The organism is Streptomyces sp. NPDC003393 (genome assembly GCF_053589015.1).
The window spans coordinates 39,627-54,848 of record NZ_JBSFRB010000007.1 but is presented as its reverse complement, the minus strand read 5'-3'; the positions used below and the strand labels follow the sequence as shown (position 1 = coordinate 54,848).

12 protein-coding genes and 1 pseudogene are annotated in these 15,222 nt (G+C 71.3%); 5 read left to right on the top strand and 8 right to left on the bottom strand.

Annotation, left to right across the window (positions count from 1 at the left end):
• Positions 1-27 precede the first annotated feature (27 nt).
• From ACWDUZ_RS09640 to ACWDUZ_RS09620, 5 genes and pseudogenes are all read right to left on the bottom strand, one after another.
• Complete coding sequence (locus ACWDUZ_RS09640) at positions 28-705, bottom strand: response regulator (RefSeq protein WP_451631255.1); 678 nt, start codon at positions 703-705, stop codon at positions 28-30.
• Positions 702-1,889, bottom strand: coding sequence for a sensor histidine kinase (locus ACWDUZ_RS09635; RefSeq protein ID WP_451631254.1), 1,188 nt, complete (start codon positions 1,887-1,889; stop codon positions 702-704). The genes ACWDUZ_RS09640 and ACWDUZ_RS09635 overlap by 4 nt, the downstream gene beginning before the upstream one ends.
• 323 nt (positions 1,890-2,212) lie before the next feature.
• Positions 2,213-3,868, bottom strand: a complete 1,656-nt coding sequence (locus ACWDUZ_RS09630) for a polyamine aminopropyltransferase (RefSeq protein ID WP_451631253.1) — start codon at positions 3,866-3,868, stop codon at positions 2,213-2,215.
• A 238-nt stretch (positions 3,869-4,106) separates the two neighbouring features.
• Positions 4,107-4,634 carry a DUF2617 family protein gene (locus ACWDUZ_RS09625; protein ID WP_451631252.1) on the bottom strand — a complete coding sequence of 176 codons (528 nt, stop codon included), beginning with the start codon at positions 4,632-4,634 and terminating at the stop codon, positions 4,107-4,109.
• Positions 4,635-5,583: 949 nt separating this feature from the next.
• Positions 5,584-5,979 (bottom strand): annotated as a pseudogene (locus ACWDUZ_RS09620) (tyrosine-type recombinase/integrase); the annotation flags it as partial.
• A gap of 549 nt (positions 5,980-6,528) precedes the next feature.
• Here ACWDUZ_RS09620 and ACWDUZ_RS09615 point away from each other — a divergent pair.
• Both ACWDUZ_RS09615 and ACWDUZ_RS09610 read left to right on the top strand, forming a co-directional pair.
• Complete coding sequence (locus ACWDUZ_RS09615; protein WP_451631251.1) at positions 6,529-6,750, top strand: hypothetical protein; 222 nt, start codon at positions 6,529-6,531, stop codon at positions 6,748-6,750.
• A gap of 654 nt (positions 6,751-7,404) precedes the next feature.
• A complete protein-coding gene (locus ACWDUZ_RS09610; RefSeq protein WP_451631250.1) occupies positions 7,405-8,607 on the top strand; it encodes a pyridoxal phosphate-dependent aminotransferase in 1,203 nt (400 codons plus the stop codon).
• A gap of 123 nt (positions 8,608-8,730) precedes the next feature.
• Here ACWDUZ_RS09610 and ACWDUZ_RS09605 read toward each other — a convergent pair whose 3' ends face one another.
• The gene (locus ACWDUZ_RS09605) at positions 8,731-9,276 is read right to left on the bottom strand and encodes a YbjN domain-containing protein (protein ID WP_451631249.1); all 546 of its coding nucleotides are present in this window, start codon (positions 9,274-9,276) and stop codon (positions 8,731-8,733) included.
• Between the two features lie 137 nt (positions 9,277-9,413).
• Here ACWDUZ_RS09605 and ACWDUZ_RS09600 point away from each other — a divergent pair, with 137 nt between their 5' ends.
• The gene (locus ACWDUZ_RS09600) at positions 9,414-9,935 is read left to right on the top strand and encodes a hypothetical protein (RefSeq protein WP_451631248.1); all 522 of its coding nucleotides are present in this window, start codon (positions 9,414-9,416) and stop codon (positions 9,933-9,935) included.
• A gap of 55 nt (positions 9,936-9,990) precedes the next feature.
• On the opposite strand, the gene clpB is transcribed toward ACWDUZ_RS09600, so the two are convergent.
• The gene (gene clpB, locus ACWDUZ_RS09595; RefSeq protein ID WP_451631247.1) at positions 9,991-12,588 is read right to left on the bottom strand and encodes an ATP-dependent chaperone ClpB; all 2,598 of its coding nucleotides are present in this window, start codon (positions 12,586-12,588) and stop codon (positions 9,991-9,993) included.
• Positions 12,589-12,735: 147 nt separating this feature from the next.
• On the opposite strand from clpB, the gene ACWDUZ_RS09590 reads away from it, so the two are divergent.
• On the top strand, positions 12,736-13,152 hold the full coding sequence (locus ACWDUZ_RS09590) for a pyridoxamine 5'-phosphate oxidase family protein (RefSeq protein ID WP_451631246.1): 417 nt from the start codon (positions 12,736-12,738) through the stop codon (positions 13,150-13,152).
• A gap of 196 nt (positions 13,153-13,348) precedes the next feature.
• Here ACWDUZ_RS09590 and ACWDUZ_RS09585 read toward each other — a convergent pair whose 3' ends face one another.
• Positions 13,349-13,684: a hypothetical protein gene (locus tag ACWDUZ_RS09585; RefSeq protein ID WP_451631245.1), complete on the bottom strand. Its 336-nt coding sequence runs from the start codon at positions 13,682-13,684 to the stop codon at positions 13,349-13,351.
• Between the two features lie 297 nt (positions 13,685-13,981).
• Here ACWDUZ_RS09585 and ACWDUZ_RS09580 point away from each other — a divergent pair, with 297 nt between their 5' ends.
• Entirely contained in the window at positions 13,982-14,995 is a 1,014-nt protein-coding gene (locus ACWDUZ_RS09580; RefSeq protein WP_451631244.1) for a helix-turn-helix transcriptional regulator, read from the top strand.
• Positions 14,996-15,222: the final 227 nt, after the last annotated feature.

The window sequence follows — 15,222 nt, the reverse complement described above, 5'->3', positions numbered from 1 at the left end:
GTGCTCGCGCCGCGGGGCCGGCGTCGGTCAGTGCTCGCCGCCGGGGCGGACCAGGCCCGACTCGTAGGCCAGTACCACCGCCTGGGCCCGGCTGGCCACGCTCAGTTTGGCCATGGCGCGGTTGAGGTGGGTCTTCACCGTCGCCTCGCTGATGAAGAGGCGGTCGGCGGCCTCGGCGTTGGTCAGGCCCCGGGCGACCAGCCGGAGGACCTCCAGCTCGCGGCTCGTCAGCGCGCGCAGTCCGGCCGGCGCCTTCGCGGCCGCCGAAGGGGTCTCCGCCCGCTGTGTGAACGCCTCCACCAGCCGCCGGGTGACCACCGGGGCGAACAGGGAGTCCCCGCCGTGCACGGCGGTCACCGCCGCCAGCAGCCGCTCCGGGCCCGCGTCCTTGAGGAGGAAACCGGCCGCGCCGGCCCGCAGGGCGCCGTAGACGTACTCGTCGAGATCGAAGGTGGTGAGGATCAGGACGCGGGGCGCCGGGTCCGCCGCCTCGGCGAGGATCCGCCGGGTCGCCTCGATCCCGGTCATCCCGGGCATGCGGATGTCCATGAGGATCACGTCCGGCCGCGTCTTCGCGGCCAGGGTCACCGACTCCGCCCCGTCGGCGGCCTCCCCGACGACCTCCATGCCGGGGGCGGCGCGCAGCAGCGCGACCAGCCCGCTGCGCACGAGGAACTGGTCGTCGACCACCAGCACTCTGATCATCCCGTGACGGAGTCTCCCCGGCGTGCCGTCCGTTCCGACGTCGGCAGGGTCAGATGCACGCCGAATCCACCCTCGCGCCGCGGGCCGACGACGATCGTCCCCCCATAGAGCTTGGCCCGCTCGCGCATGCCGATCAACCCATGGCCGCCAGGTCCGGGCATTGTGTCCTGATCCGCCCCCCTTCCGTGTTCCTCCGACCGCCCGTCGTCGGTGACCGACACCGCCATCTCGCCTGCCCGATAGGTGAGTTCGACGGTGGCGGCGGCGCCGGGTGCGTGCTTGAGCACGTTCGTCAGGGCCTCCTGGACCACCCGGTAGACGCACAGTTGTACTCCGGGTGGCAGCGATCTCGGCCGGCCCTGCACCCTCAGGTCGACCGGGACGCCGCCCGCGCGGACCCGCTCCGCCATCTCCTCCAGCCGGTCGAGGCCGGGTGTCGGCTCGGTGGCGGCACCGTGTTCCCCCGAGCCGTCCGCGCCGTCCGCGCGCAGCAGACCCAGCATGCGTCTGAGCTCGACCAGCGCCTCGCCGCCGGTGTCGGCGATGGTGGCGAGCGCCTCGCGCGCGGTGCGGGCGTCGGAGTCGAAGACGAACCGGGCGAGGCCCGCCTGGACGTTGATCACCGCCATGTGGTGGGCGACCACGTCGTGCAGCTCGCGCGCGATCCGCACGCGTTCCTCCGCGACCTCGCGCCGGGCCCGCTCGGCCTGTTCGGCGCGGAGACGCACGGTCAGCCCGGCGGTCCTGCGGGCGACGTACCCGAACCGCCACAGCACGAGCGGGTATCCGATCGCCTGGCCCACGACGGACGCCATCGCGTCCGAGTCGCTGATCGCTCCGGCGTAGATCCACACACCGCCCATCAGCGCGGCGCACGCCCCGGTGACCCGGTTGGACCGGGTGGCGGCCACCGCGTACAGGGCGACCATCGCGGCGGGCGAGTTCACCACCGGCCAATACCCGGAGGTGACGTAGAGGGTCCAGCACAGGTGGACGACGGCGAAGACGGTGAGCGGGGCGCGGCCGCGCAGCGCGAGCGGCAGGTTGGCCAGGGCGACCAGCGTCCAGGCGAACACGTCCAGCGGCGGCCATCCCTGTGTGGCGGCCTCGGCGCCGAGCAGGCACGCGACGGTCGTCGGCACGAGGGCCGTCAGCCCGTCGACCGTGAGGGGGTGGATCCGCATCGCCGCAGGGTAGACCCGCGCGTGGGCCGCGACGTCAGCCTTTCGCGGTACCGCGAAAGACGCAGGAACCGCGCGGCTGCCGCGCAGGGTGGGCAGGAGATCCACCCGATGACGGATTCCGCCGCTTCCGGAGCGCCCGTACGTTCGTGGGGCGACGGTGGCAGGGGGCCGCCGAAGCGGGGGAAGCACGGGGGATCACGGGGGACGCTTGGGAGAGACGGCCCGTTCCGCCCCTGTGTGAAGGGGGAACGGGCCGCCCAGGCGACCCCGACAGCACCTCGGCGGCCCTGTTCACGCCTCAGGCCGCCTACAGGAACGTTGCCTCAGTCGCTGTAGCGCGGGGCGACGAGGGTCGAGGGCGCGAGGCCGGGGACGCGGGTGCCGGCGGCGGCGCGGACGGCCGCGACGAGGGTGGCCGTGGTGAGCGTGCGCGGACGCGGGGCGCGGGGATCCAGGGCCAGGACCGGCGGGGTGCGGGAGGCCAGGACGAAACCCCAGTCGCGGGGCGCTCGGGCGGCACCGGTCGTCCGGTCGGGTCCGGCGGCGGAACCGGAGTCGCCGCCGCGCACACGGTAGGCGACCGTCCGCAGGCCGGCCGCCCGGATCGTCGCCTCCACCGTCCAGAAGGTGCGCGGGCGCGAGCCCACCGGCCCCGCGTGCACCACCAGCCGCCCGCCGGGCGCCAGGGCGCGCCGGGCCAGCCCGTAGAACTCCTGCGCGTACAGCTTGGTGCTCGCCGTGATGCCCGGGTCGGGCAGGTCCTCGATGACCACGTCGTACGCCCCTGTCGGCGCCCCGCGCAGCCGGCCGAAGGCGTCGGCCACGGTCACATGGACGCGGCGGTCGCCGTAGACGTGCCCGTTCAGCCGGGCGAGTCCCGGGTCGGTGCGCGCCAGACGGACGACGGCCGGGTCCAGTTCGACGATGTCCACGCGGCGTACACCGGGGTGGCGCAGCACCTCGCGGGCGGCGAGGCCGTCGCCACCGCCGAGGATCAGCACGCGCGCGTGCGGGCCGGTCATCGCGGGGTGCACCAGCGCCTCCTGGTACCGGCGCTCGTCCTGGCCGGCGACCCGCAGCCGCCCGTCCAGGAACAGGTCCAACGGCCGGCCGTGGGTGCCGCCGGTGAGCACGAGTTCCTGGACGCCGGTCCGCTCGGCCACGCGGACGTCGCCGCCGTACACGGCCTGCCGTGCCGCGCGCTCGAAGTCGCCGACCAGGGCGGCGGCCGAGGCGAGCAGGCCGAGCACGACGAGGTTGGCCACGAGCAGCAGCCAGCGTCCGCGCCGGGTCAGGTCCCGCCGGAACAGGCCGAGCACCAGTGTCCCGCCGGCCACCGCGTTGACCGCGCCGGTGAGCAGCGCCCCGGTCAGCTGGCCCAGCAGCGGCAGCAGGAGGAACGGGAAGGCGAGACCGCCGACGAGGGCACCGACGTAGTCGGCGGCGAACAGGTCGGCGACCGCGCCGCCCGCGTCCTGCCGGCGGATGCGCTGGATCAGCTCCATCAGCAGCGGCACCTCGGCGCCGATCAGCAGACCGATGGCGAGCGAGAAGGCGACCAGGAGGCACCGCGGGCCGTTCGCCCACAGGCCGCCCCAGTCCCCGGTCCAGGCGAAGACGGCGTACAGCGCCATGGCGCTGCATCCGCCGACGAGCGCGAGCGTGGCCTCGACCGCGCCGAAGGCGACGGCGGCACGCCGGCGCAGCCGCTTCGCGGCGAGCGAGCCGATGCCCATCGCGAACACCATGACGGACAGCACGACGGACGCCTGGGTGACCGAGTCGCCGATCAGGTAGGAGGCGAGCGCGACCAGTTCGAGTTCGTACACGAGTCCGCAGGCCGCACAGACGAAGACGCCCACCAGGACGAGGAACCGGCCGGTTCCCGGCCGGACGGGCAACCTCGCGGGGCCGCGCCGGGATGACACCGGGAAGGACGGGACCGTGCCGGGCGGGGCCGGGGCGTGCGGATCGATCACGACTGCGACGTTACGTCACGGGTGTGGCACGCTTCGTCACCCACACGTGTGGAAAATGAGGCCCTTGAGGCATCTGTGGTTTGAGACCACGGAGTTGGCGTCAACCCGCGCACAGACGCCGATGGACGGGAACTGGCGCGGGGGACACCCGCTCGGCGGCGACACCCCCCACAGAGGCAGGCGTTCGACGGCCGACCGCGCGCAGGGCGTACGTCGTCGAATTCGGTTTCGTCGCCGGTCAGTTGACGGGGACGCGCGCACGCGGCCGCACGCCCACCCGGGTGCGGGTCGCCACCAACTGGCCGTCCTGCGGGTATGCGTGCCAGGTCCGCCAGTGCACCTGCCCCTCCCTCTCCTGCGCGAGCAGCGCGGTGAACGCGTGCGGGCTGCCCGGGAACACGCCGGCGAGCCCGTGCGGATGGTCGGAGACGAGGGCCAGCAGTTCCTGGGCACGGCCGGCGAACGAACCCGGCGGCAGTTCCTCGACTCGCGCCGCGAACTCGTACTCCCAGTCGCCGACGCGTTTGGCGACGCCGAGCGGCAGGGGCGTGCTGGAGCCCGCGATGCACGCCACCGTCTCCGAGCAGATGCCCCGCTCTTCCTCGAGCAGCACCTGGTGGGAGGCGCCGAGCAGTCTCAACTGCACTTTCTTCCCCGACAGTTCGAGATCGAGGGTGGCCAGCGCAGGCAGCGGCTCGCGCCCCAGGGCCCAGGCGAGGTCGGCCGCACGCGTGTCGGTGTAGGAGGTGTTGAGGGTCGTGAGCATGGATCGGCTCCGCAAGCACGCAAAGAACGAAGAAGAAAAGGGGACTTGGGCCGGCACGCCCCGGTCCACAGGGCGGTGATGGCCCGGTCAGCCCGGTTCGAAGAGGTGTGAGCAGGACGTCCTGGGGGCTGCGTCGGCGTGTGAGAAGGGAATCATGAACGGTGGCGCCGCCACAGCGTTTTTACCCAAGTTCGTAGGCTTTCCATCCCTCAGAGGGCCTACCTGCTCAACTGTTCAACCACGGCGCACGCCGGGGCGCGCACGACGGCGCCCGACGCGCCGACAGGCCCAGGCGAGTCCCGCCGGGCCTGCCAGACCTGCCGGTCCGGTGCCGGAATCCGGCCACCCCCAAGCCCGGCCGCCCGAACCCTGCCACCCGAAGCCCGGCGGCCCGAAGCCGACGGCCGGTGTCAGCTGCCTCCGCCGCAGCCGCCTCCGCCACCGCACGACGAACCGCCACCGCACGACGAACCGCCGCCGCAGGAGGAGGACCCACCGCACGAGGAGTGCCCTCCACAGGAGTGGTGCCCGCCCGAGTGATGTCCACCCGAGTGGTGCCCGCCGGACGACGAGCCGCCGTCCCCCGCCACCCACCAGCCTCCACCGCCGCCGCTCGCGCTCCCCCCGTAGGCCCGTACGCGCCGGCCGCTCTTGGACAGCCGTACGTTCCGGCCGCCTCTTGACCGGCCGCGCGCCCCGGAGGCCATCGAGACCACGAACAGCACCGCGATCACCGCCAGAACGATGCCGAAGACCATGGCGTCACGCTCCTTCCGCTCCCCCCGGGAACCCTCCCCGGAACGCCCCCCGTGGGCGCCTGCACTCGGTGCGTGATGCGGGGATGCCCGGCCGCCGCACCGGCCAAAGCACACTTGAGGAACTTCTGAGGGTCAACGCAAAGAAAAGGCCCCTGACCTGCAAGAAGAGCAGATCAGGGGCCGTGGGAGTCTCACTGGGCCGCCTGTGGGCCGTCATCTCCCCGGGAAGCACGCTCAAACACGTTGTCGATGGCACGCCGGGCGCGCTCACGGCTGTCGGGCATCAGGTGGGCGTAGACCCGTAGCGTCGACGCCGGGTCGGCATGCCCCGTGTACTCGCTGACGGCCTTGATGTTCTCGCCCGCGTCCAAGAGCGCGGAGGCGTAGAAGTGCCGGAGGGCGTGCATGCCGTGCTCGCGCGCCGACTCGTCCTTGCCGTCATCGTCCGCTTCCGGGATGAGGCCCGCGACCGCGAGAGCGGGCTTCCACTCCCTGCCGTTGAAGTTGCTCCGCCACACCATGCCCCCTTGCTCAGCCGTGAAGACCAGCCGGGCGGACACCTTCGGCCCCTCCGGCACGTCCCAAGGAGCGCCTCCGCGCCAACCTGTACGGCGAAGCCGACGAGTCGACGACACCAGGCGAGGACGCGATCGCAGCACCACAAGCGCACCAGACAGAACGGGGAACAGCGGGGAATCACGGGGAAAGCGGCCAAGGGCGATGAGACCCGTTACCGGGCGATCGCCCAGCTCGGCAGCCGTACCCGCCCCGAATGCTCGCAGCTTCCCAGGCTGAGGGCTTTGCGAGGCGATCAACTCTGCTCCGTCCCCACGGCCCGTCGGCGCGGCTTGCTCCCCTCGACGGCACTGCATCGTGGTTGGGGCCCGTGGGGGTGCAGCGAGACATCGCCTGGTCGCTCGGCGCACCCGCCGTCGTGGCTGGCTGTCGTCGGCTGAAGTTCGTGCCACAACCGTGCCAGATGCAAGGGCCAGCCACGGTCAGTAAGAGGGATTTTCCGTCCAGTTTCGCCTCACCAGGGTTCAGAAACCCCAGGTCAATGACATGAACCGGTTGTCCCGTCCGGATCTGTGCCGACGGCCACAGCGAACGGGATACAGGTAGGCGCATACTGAGTCATGACAAAGCCTGCTGCGCCGAAGCGTCATCTGCCCACCAGCCCCTTCAAGCCCCCGGTCACGCCGGCTGCCAAGCACTTCGCCGTGGGCGACCAGGTCACACACGACATGTACGGCCTCGGTCGAGTAATCGGCGTAGAGGACGGAGTCGCGGCGCTCGTGGATTTCGGCCCGGCGCAAATGCGGATCTTGAGCCCGTACGCCAAGATGACCAAGCTGTAGGACCGCTGTGGCCGGTCACGGCACACCCGGGCCCCTGCAGGGACCTGTAACGAAAGAGAGTCCTCTCATCGAACTGACATCGCTGTTCTCCGCCCTGGAAGGCCAACCCCGCTGCGCCACTGCAGCATCGCCGCCCCCGGCGACCAACCCCTTCCAGGCCCCTCACTTCGAGGAAGACGAGACCTTGCCGCTGGAGGACGCACAGGAACCCGCCTCGGGCGTACGTGCGGCGGCCAAAGCAGCCTAGCTCCACGAATGACGGCGGCTCCGGCAACGGGCCGCGGGCCGTCTCCCGTGCTGCGGTCAGGGGTGCGGCCGTCTCAGTTTCCGTCCCCGCCGTACGCGTACCCCGCCTGACGTGCCGCTTGAACGTCTACGGACACCCCTGGACGGTCGGGCGGACAGGTGGAAAGCGTGCGCCCGCGAGGCCGGGTACCGTACGGCTCGCGTCAGCCGAACAAGACGTACTGACAACGGAGGTCACCCAGTCCGCCTGCCAGCTGGGTCGTCGCTGGGCCGTGCGGGGGTGCTCGACGACGACAGACGACGACAGTCGGCGACGGCTCTTTCCCTGCTCGGAGACGGTGCTTCGGGTACCGGCGCAGGTGCCGATCAGCGAAGCAGTGTTGAGGAACCCCAGAGCTTCGGCGCAGGATGGCCGGCATGACCTCCAGTGCACGCCCCTTCCTCAATCGCCGGCTCGCCGAGTTCGGGACGACGATCTTCGCCGAGATGTCCGCCCTGGCCGCCCGGACCGGGGCGATCAACCTGGGGCAGGGCTTCCCCGACACCGACGGGCCCGAGGAGATCCGGGAGGCGGCGGTGCGGGCGCTGCGCGAGGGACGCGGCAACCAGTACCCGCCGGGCCCGGGCGTTCCCGAGCTGCGTACCGCCGTCGCGGCCCACCAGCTGCGGCGGTACGGGCTGTCGTACGACCCGGACACCGAGGTGCTCGTCACCGCGGGTGCCACCGAGGCCATCGCGGCCGCGTTGCTGGCGCTGCTGGAGCCCGGGGACGAGGTGGTCGCCCTGGAGCCGTACTACGACTCCTACGCGGCCTGCATCGCGATGGCGGGCGGACGGCGGGTGCCGGTGACGCTGCGCCCGCACCACGGCGAGGACGGCCCGTCGTTCCGGCTGGACCTGGACGAGCTGCGGGCCGCGGTGACCGCCCGGACCCGGCTGCTGCTGATCAACACCCCGCACAACCCGACGGGCACGGTGCTCACCCGCGAGGAGCTGACCGCGATCGCCGAACTGGCCGTCGAACGGGACCTTCTGGTGGTCACGGACGAGGTGTACGAGCACCTGGTCTTCGACGACGCCGAGCACGTCCCGCTCGCCTGCCTGCCCGGGATGCGCGAGCGGACGGTGACGATCGGCTCGGCCGGCAAGACCTTCTCGTTCACCGGCTGGAAGGTCGGCTGGGTCACGGCGGCGCCCTCCCTGGTGACGGCGGTGCGATCGGCGAAGCAGTACCTGACGTACGTGGCCTCGGGGCCGTTCCAGTACGCGGTCGCCGAGGCGCTGGCGTCCCCGGAGTCGTACTTCGCGGCCTTCCGCGAGGACATGCGGGCCAAGCGGGAGGTGCTGGCGGCGGGGCTGGCGGATGCGGGCTTCACCGTGTTCCGGCCCGCGGGCACCTACTTCGTCACCACCGACATCCGCCCGCTGGGCGAGACGGACGGCTTCGCCTTCTGCCGGTCGCTCCCCGAGCGGGCCGGCGTGGTCGCCATCCCGAACGCCGTCTTCTACGACCACCGCGATGAGGGCGCGCCGTTCGTCCGGTTCGCCTTCTACAAGCAGATCCCGGTGCTGGAAGAGGCGGCCCGGCGGCTGAAGGCGCTGGCGGGCTGAGGCGGCGGAGCACCGCTCGGACGCTCACGCGCTCATGGCGAGAGCCCGGCCCGGGCACACGGTCTCGGTGACCTGTGCCCTGGCCGGGCTCTCACTCGCCTGGGGGCGTGCGGGACGGCGGGATCAGGCCTCGTCGTTCCCGGACGCGCCGTCCTCGGGGCCCTCCGCCCCGTTGATCTCCTGCTCCAGGCCGAGCTGCTCGACGAGCCACCGGTCGAACTCCAGCGCGGCCCGCACCCAGCTGACCGTGGAGGAGACGAAGTGCTCCAGGCTCACGCCCATGCCGATCAGCATCTGCGCCTCGCCGATGAGGCGGACGGTGCCGTCGTCGTGGGTGTGGGTGTAGACCTTCGGCCACAGGGTGCGCCGGTTCCAGTCGTCGATGGACTCCAGCAGCTGCGGCTTCTCGTCGATCTTGTGCGGCCGGTCGTAGAACGTCCGCACCGAGAAGACCTGCTGGTCGGCCTCGCCGCGGAACATGAAGTACGTGCGGAACTGCTCCCACGGCGCGACGAGGTCACCCTCCTCGTCGACGAGGTGCTTGAGCTCCATCTGGTCCAGGAGCTGCTTCACAAGATCCTGATCCGGGACGACGGGGCCCGCCGGTCCTTGGGGCTGCGGCTCGGGCTGGCCCCCGAAGTTCGGAATCGAGGACGGGTCGATGCTCACCGTGTTTTTCCCTTCGTACGGATCCCGCCATCCTCCCCCATGCGGGGAGGGGCGTGGCAAGCCCGCCGGGCGGTTGTCAGCCCTGGGCTGACATGATCCGGCCGACAGGTGGACGTCGGGCGGGTGGGGCGGGGGTCATGGCACGGACACGGACCGGGAGGGCCGAGCAGCCCGGCGCCAGTGCGGTGCCGCGGGGCCGGACCCGGTGCTGGTTGGTCGCGGCGGTCGCGGTGCTGCCGGCCATGGCCCTGCTCGCCTTCCTCGTCGCCTTCGTGGGCATGGCCTTCTCGGACTCCGAGTACCCACTCGGCGGCGGGGCCAAGGCGGTCTCCTGCGCTCAGGCTCTGGCCTTCGGCGGGGCGGCCCTTCCGGACGGCGGCACACCGGTCGGGGAGTGCGTGGAGCGCAGCCGGCAGGACGTCTCCTACGACGCCGACTTCCGGATGCCACGGGCCGGTGTCCGCGACTGGCTGCGCCGGACCTGTCCGGACGCACCGGCGCCGGAGACGGAGTTCTGCACCGACGACGCGGATCTGTGTCCGGAACTCGGCCACCGGCGAGGGCTGCCGAAGGGCGTGGGCGCCGACGCGGTACGGATCGGCGTGGTGTACGAGGACGCGGGCGCCGCCCTGGTGCGGATCGCGGCGTTCACGCTATGAACGCCGCGGCCCGTCACCCGGCTGCCGAGTGACGGGCCGCGTCAGCGCGCGGGCGTTACAGCGTCTTGCCGGTCGCCGGGCCCACGAGCAGGCCCTCGCCGAACCGGTCGACGCGGACCGTGTCGCCGTCCTTGATCTCGCCGGACAGGATCTCCCTGGCGAGCCGGTCGCCGATGGCGGTCTGCACCAGGCGGCGCAGCGGGCGGGCGCCGTAGGCCGGGTCCATGCCCTCGTCCGCCAGCCAGGCCAGGGCCTCCGGCGTGACCTCCAGGGTCAGGCGGCGCTCGGTGAGGCGGCGCGCCAGCCGGTCGATCGCCAGCCGGGCGATCCGGCTCAGCTCGTCCTTGGTCAGGGCCGAGAAGACCACCAGGTCGTCCAGCCGGTTGAGGAACTCCGGCTTGAAGGAGGCCCGGACCAACTCCAGGACCTGCTCCTTCTTCTGCTCCTCGCTGGTGATCGGGTCGATCAGGAACTGGCTGCCCAGGTTGGACGTGAGGATCAGGATCGTGTTGCGGAAGTCGACCGTGCGCCCCTGGCCGTCGGTCAGGCGGCCGTCGTCGAGCACCTGGAGCAGGATGTCGAAGACCTCGGGGTGGGCCTTCTCCACCTCGTCCAGCAGGACCACGCTGTACGGGCGGCGGCGCACCGCCTCCGTGAGCTGCCCGCCCTCCTCGTAGCCGACGTAGCCGGGCGGGGCGCCGACCAGCCGGGCCACGCTGTGCTTCTCGCTGTACTCCGACATGTCGATGCGGACCATCGCCCGCTCGTCGTCGAAGAGGAAGTCCGCGAGCGCCTTGGCCAGCTCGGTCTTGCCGACACCGGTGGGGCCCAGGAAGAGGAAGGAGCCCGTGGGCCGGTCGGGGTCGGAGATGCCCGCGCGGCTGCGGCGCACGGCGTCGGAGACGGCGCGCACGGCCTCGGACTGGCCGATCAGCCGCTTGCCGATCTCCTCCTCCATCCGCAGCAGCTTCTGCGTCTCGCCCTCCAGCAGGCGGCCCGCCGGGATGCCGGTCCAGGAGGCGACCACGTCGGCGATGTCGTCCGGGCCGACCTCCTCCTTGACCATGGTGTCCTTGGCGGCCTCCTCCTCGGCGCGCGAGGCGGCCTCCAGTTCCTTCTCCAGGGTCGGGATCTCCCCGTACAGCAGCTTGGAGGCGGTGTCGAAGTCGCCGTCGCGCTGGGCGCGCTCGGCCTGTCCGCGCAGGTCGTCCAGGCGCTCCTTGAGCTCACCGACGCGGTTGAGGGACTGCTTCTCCTTCTCCCAGCGGGCGGTCAGGCCGCGCAGCTCCTCCTCCTTGTCGGCGAGGTCGCGGCGCAGCTTCTCCAGCCGCTCGCGCGAGGCGGCGTCGGTCTCCTTCTCGAGCGCCAGCTCCTCCATGCGCAGCCGGTCGACGGCGCGCTGGAGCTCGTCGATCTCCACGGGCGAGGAGTCGATCTCCATGCGCAGCCGGGAGGCGGCCTCGTCGACCAGGTCGATCGCCTTGTCGGGCAGGAAGCGGGAGGTGATGTAGCGGTCGGACAGGGTCGCGGCGGCCACCAGGGCGGAGTCGTTGATCTGCACCTTGTGGTGGGCCTCGTAGCGGCCCTTGAGCCCGCGCAGGATCGCGATGGAGTCCTCCACACTGGGCTCGGCGACCAGCACCTGCTGGAAGCGCCGCTCCAGCGCCGGGTCCTTCTCGATCCGCTCCCGGTACTCGTCGAGCGTGGTCGCGCCGACCATCCGCAGCTCACCGCGCGCCAGCATCGGCTTGAGCATGTTGCCGGCGTCCATCGCCGAGTCGCCGCCGGCGCCCGCGCCGACGACGGTGTGGAGTTCGTCGATGAAGGTGATGATCTGGCCGTCGGACTCCTTGATCTCGGCCAGGACGGTCTTCAGCCGCTCCTCGAACTCGCCGCGGTACTTCGCGCCCGCGACCATCGCGCTGATGTCGAGGGCCACCAGCCGCTTGTCCTTCAGCGACTCGGGCACGTCGCCCTTGACGATCCGCTGGGCGAGGCCCTCGACGACGGCGGTCTTGCCGACGCCGGGCTCGCCGATGAGGACCGGGTTGTTCTTGGTGCGGCGCGAGAGCACCTGCACGACACGGCGGATCTCCTGGTCCCGGCCGATGACCGGGTCCAGCTTGCCCTCGCGCGCCGCCGCGGTGAAGTCGGTGCCGAACTTCTCCAGGGCCTTGTACTGGCCCTCGGGGTCGGGTGTGCTCACCCGGCGCCCTCCCCTCGCCTTCTGGAAAGCCTCTTGCAGCTTCTTCGCACTGGCGCCCTGCCGGGCGAGCACCTCGCCGGCCGCGCCGCCCTTGGCGGCGATTCCGATGAGCAGGTGCTCGGTGGACAGGTACTCGTCGCCCAGTTCCTTCGCCCGGCTCTGCGCGTCCGCGATCACGGCCAGCAGCTCGCGGTTGGGCTGCGGCGGTGCGACGGTCGAGCCGGTCACACTCGGCAGCGAGGCGAGCACGCGCTCCGCGCCGGCGCGCACGGACGCCTGGTCGGCGTCGACGGCCGACAGCAGGTCGATGATGTTCTCGTTGTCCTGGCCCTCGAGCAGGGCGAGGAGCAGGTGGGCAGGGGTCAGGTCGGGGTGCCCCTCGGTCACGGCCCGGTTCCCGGCCGCGTTGATCGCGTCCCGGCTCCTGTTGGTCAGCTCGGCGTCCACGGTCGCTTCTCTCCTCCCGGCGTCAGCGCTCTGCCACGTCTCCCAGTGCTGACTCAATCAACGTGCACAAAGTTGAGTCTATTCCACTCAAGGCAGCACTCAAGAGGCAGGGCGGGCCGGTCGTCGGTTTCGGGTTAGGTTCCTTCCATGGCCTCCACCCACACCCTCGACCCGGGCACCCCCGACCCCGCCTATCTCGGTTTCTGGCAGGAGCGGCACCTGTGCACCCTGACGACGCTGCGCCCCGACGGCACCCCGCACGTGGTGCCGGTGGGAGTGACCTACGACCCCCAGGCGCGACTGGCCCGCGTGATCACCAACAAGGCGAGCGCGAAGGTGGGACACGTGCTCACGGCCGGGGAGCAGGGGGCGCCGGTCGCGGTGTGCCAGGTGGACGGCCGGCGCTGGGCCACGCTGGAGGGGCGCGCCTTCGTCCGCACGGAACCGGAGCGGGTCGCGGAGGCGGTACGGCGCTACGCCGAACGCTACGGCCGCACGCCGGGCCCGAACCCGTGCCGCGTGGTGATCGAGATCGAGCTGACCCGGGCGCTGGGACGGGGCTGAAAGCGGCGAGTGCGGCGACGGACCCCGTGAGAAGCCCGCGACGAGGGCCGGTGACCGGCGTTTTCCGGCCATGGACCGGATTTACCCGTTTCCGGAGATACCGGCGAAAACTGCAGCGGCGTCACCGTGTTCAGGTCACGGTGACGCCGCTGCGGGGGGAAGCACCTGAGCGATCTGTTGCGACGGGGGAATCGCGTCAGGCACTGCGGGGGGTGGCTGATGCAGTCCGTAGGGTGGCGGGCTCCGGCGCCACCTGCCGGTGGTCCCGCTGGTCCAGGTTCACGAAGATCATTCCGTACCGGACGGCGCACCGTACGGGCTGCGGCGCCCCACGGGGCCGCCGCAGGCACCGATAGGCCCGTACGTCTCCGTCATCGTCCCGCGTGACGACGACCGGCTCACCGAAGACCGTCACCATCAACGAGTCACCACTGTGCGGAAGTGCGGTGACCAGGTCGATGAAGTGCCAGCCCGAACGGTAGGCCGTAGCCATCTCACGGCGGAACGAGCGGTCGTCGGGAGGAGTCGTCACGTCATCCCCTCACGTCGCCATCCGCGGGAGCGATCGGCCAACTCGTGTCGTTTACGGTCGACTCGGCTACTGCCGGCCAGCTGGTGTCCGCCCGAACGTCGCCCTTCTCGCCTGAGAAGCCGGCCCACAGTCCCATGGCCGCAGTGGCGGAGAAGGCGGCAACAAGTACCGAGCGAAGCATTCTCTTGCCCATAGTCGGCTTCGTCCTCACTTGAAGGTCCCCTCTTCCCCCGTCGAGTACGACGATGGCTCATTCGGGCACGTCATGGCCACATAATCGATGCATCATGTTCCTGCATGTTCAGGACCCTGGGGGGTGGAGATTTGGCGACGAATCAGACTAAAAACACACATCCCCATGCGGCCACCGAGATGTGTGAGGAAGGTGCTCGCCTCTACGCGAACGCTCTACGAGCAGGGCGCATCGCCCGCACCGAGGCCGAACCCGCCCCCTGCCTCATGGAGTTCGCACTGCTCCACCCGGACCCGGACGATCCGAACTGGCTGCGCCCGGTTCCGGCGTCCGTGGCGCTGGCCCAGCGACTGACCCCGCTGGAGCGCGAGATCGCCGAACGCAGACGCATGTCGATCCAACTGGCCGACGCCTTCGAGCCGTTCATGACCCTCAGCGCGCACATGACGGCCAGCACGGACTCCCTCACCGTGCTGGAGGGCGGGGACCGCATCAACGCGGCCCTGAACCTGGCCACCTCCCAGTGCCGGACCGAGGTCCTCACGATCCAGCCGAGCGACCGCTACACCGAGCGCAGCCTGCTGAGAGGGCTGGAACGCGACCGGCCCCTGATCGACCGGGGCGTACGGATCCGCACCCTGTACCAGCACACGGCGAGGTACAACCCGGAGAAGCTGGCCTACGTGGCGCAGCTCGCCGACGGCAAGGTGGAGTACCGCACCATCGACGAACTGGTGGAACGGCTCATCATCTGCGACGAGACGGTGGCCTTCATCCCCACCCGGGACGACCAGCAGGTGGCCCTGGAACTGCGCCACCCCGGCCTCGTGCGCTATCTGATCAAGGTGTTCGAATTCATGTGGGACCGCGCCGTGCCCCTGACCGCGGGCGCCCCCTACGAGACCGCCGCCGACGGCATCACCAGCATCCAGCACTCCATCGCCAAACTGCTCGTCGAGGGCCACGTCGACGAGGCCATCGCCCGCCGTCTGGGCATGAACGTGCGCACCTGCCGGGCCCACATAGCCAAGCTCGCGGGCGCCCTGGGCAGCGGCAGCCGCGCCCAGCTCGGCTACCTCATCGCCCGGTCCGGGATCCTGAAGCAGGACGAGCCCTGAACGGCGGGGAGGCGGGCGCGACCGACGCGGCGGGGACGGCGGACGCGGCGGACACCGCGCGCGCGGGCGCGGCGGACCACGAGCACCCTCCGGCACGCCCGGGATGCGGATCCTCAGCCGTACCGCGCGCATCAACCTGGCCATCGCCTCGACCACGGTCGAGGCGAACCGGGAGAGGCATGAACGTACGCACCGCAGGCGTCACGCGGGAGCACATCGCCAAGCCC

Excerpts from the sequence above, each read along its gene's own strand:
- ACWDUZ_RS09590 (WP_451631246.1), top strand. The coding sequence starts at position 12,736 with ATGGCCTCCACCCACACCCTCGACCCGGGCACCCCCGACCCCGCCTAT.
- ACWDUZ_RS09580 (WP_451631244.1), top strand. The coding sequence starts at position 13,982 with ATGTTCAGGACCCTGGGGGGTGGAGATTTGGCGACGAATCAGACTAAA.
- ACWDUZ_RS09625 (WP_451631252.1), bottom strand. The coding sequence starts at position 4,634 with ATGCTCACGACCCTCAACACCTCCTACACCGACACGCGTGCGGCCGAC.
- ACWDUZ_RS09600 (WP_451631248.1), top strand. The coding sequence starts at position 9,414 with ATGGCACGGACACGGACCGGGAGGGCCGAGCAGCCCGGCGCCAGTGCG.
- ACWDUZ_RS09635 (WP_451631254.1), bottom strand. The coding sequence starts at position 1,889 with ATGCGGATCCACCCCCTCACGGTCGACGGGCTGACGGCCCTCGTGCCG.
- ACWDUZ_RS09610 (WP_451631250.1), top strand. The coding sequence starts at position 7,405 with ATGGCCGGCATGACCTCCAGTGCACGCCCCTTCCTCAATCGCCGGCTC.
- ACWDUZ_RS09615 (WP_451631251.1), top strand. The coding sequence starts at position 6,529 with ATGACAAAGCCTGCTGCGCCGAAGCGTCATCTGCCCACCAGCCCCTTC.
- ACWDUZ_RS09640 (WP_451631255.1), bottom strand. The coding sequence starts at position 705 with ATGATCAGAGTGCTGGTGGTCGACGACCAGTTCCTCGTGCGCAGCGGG.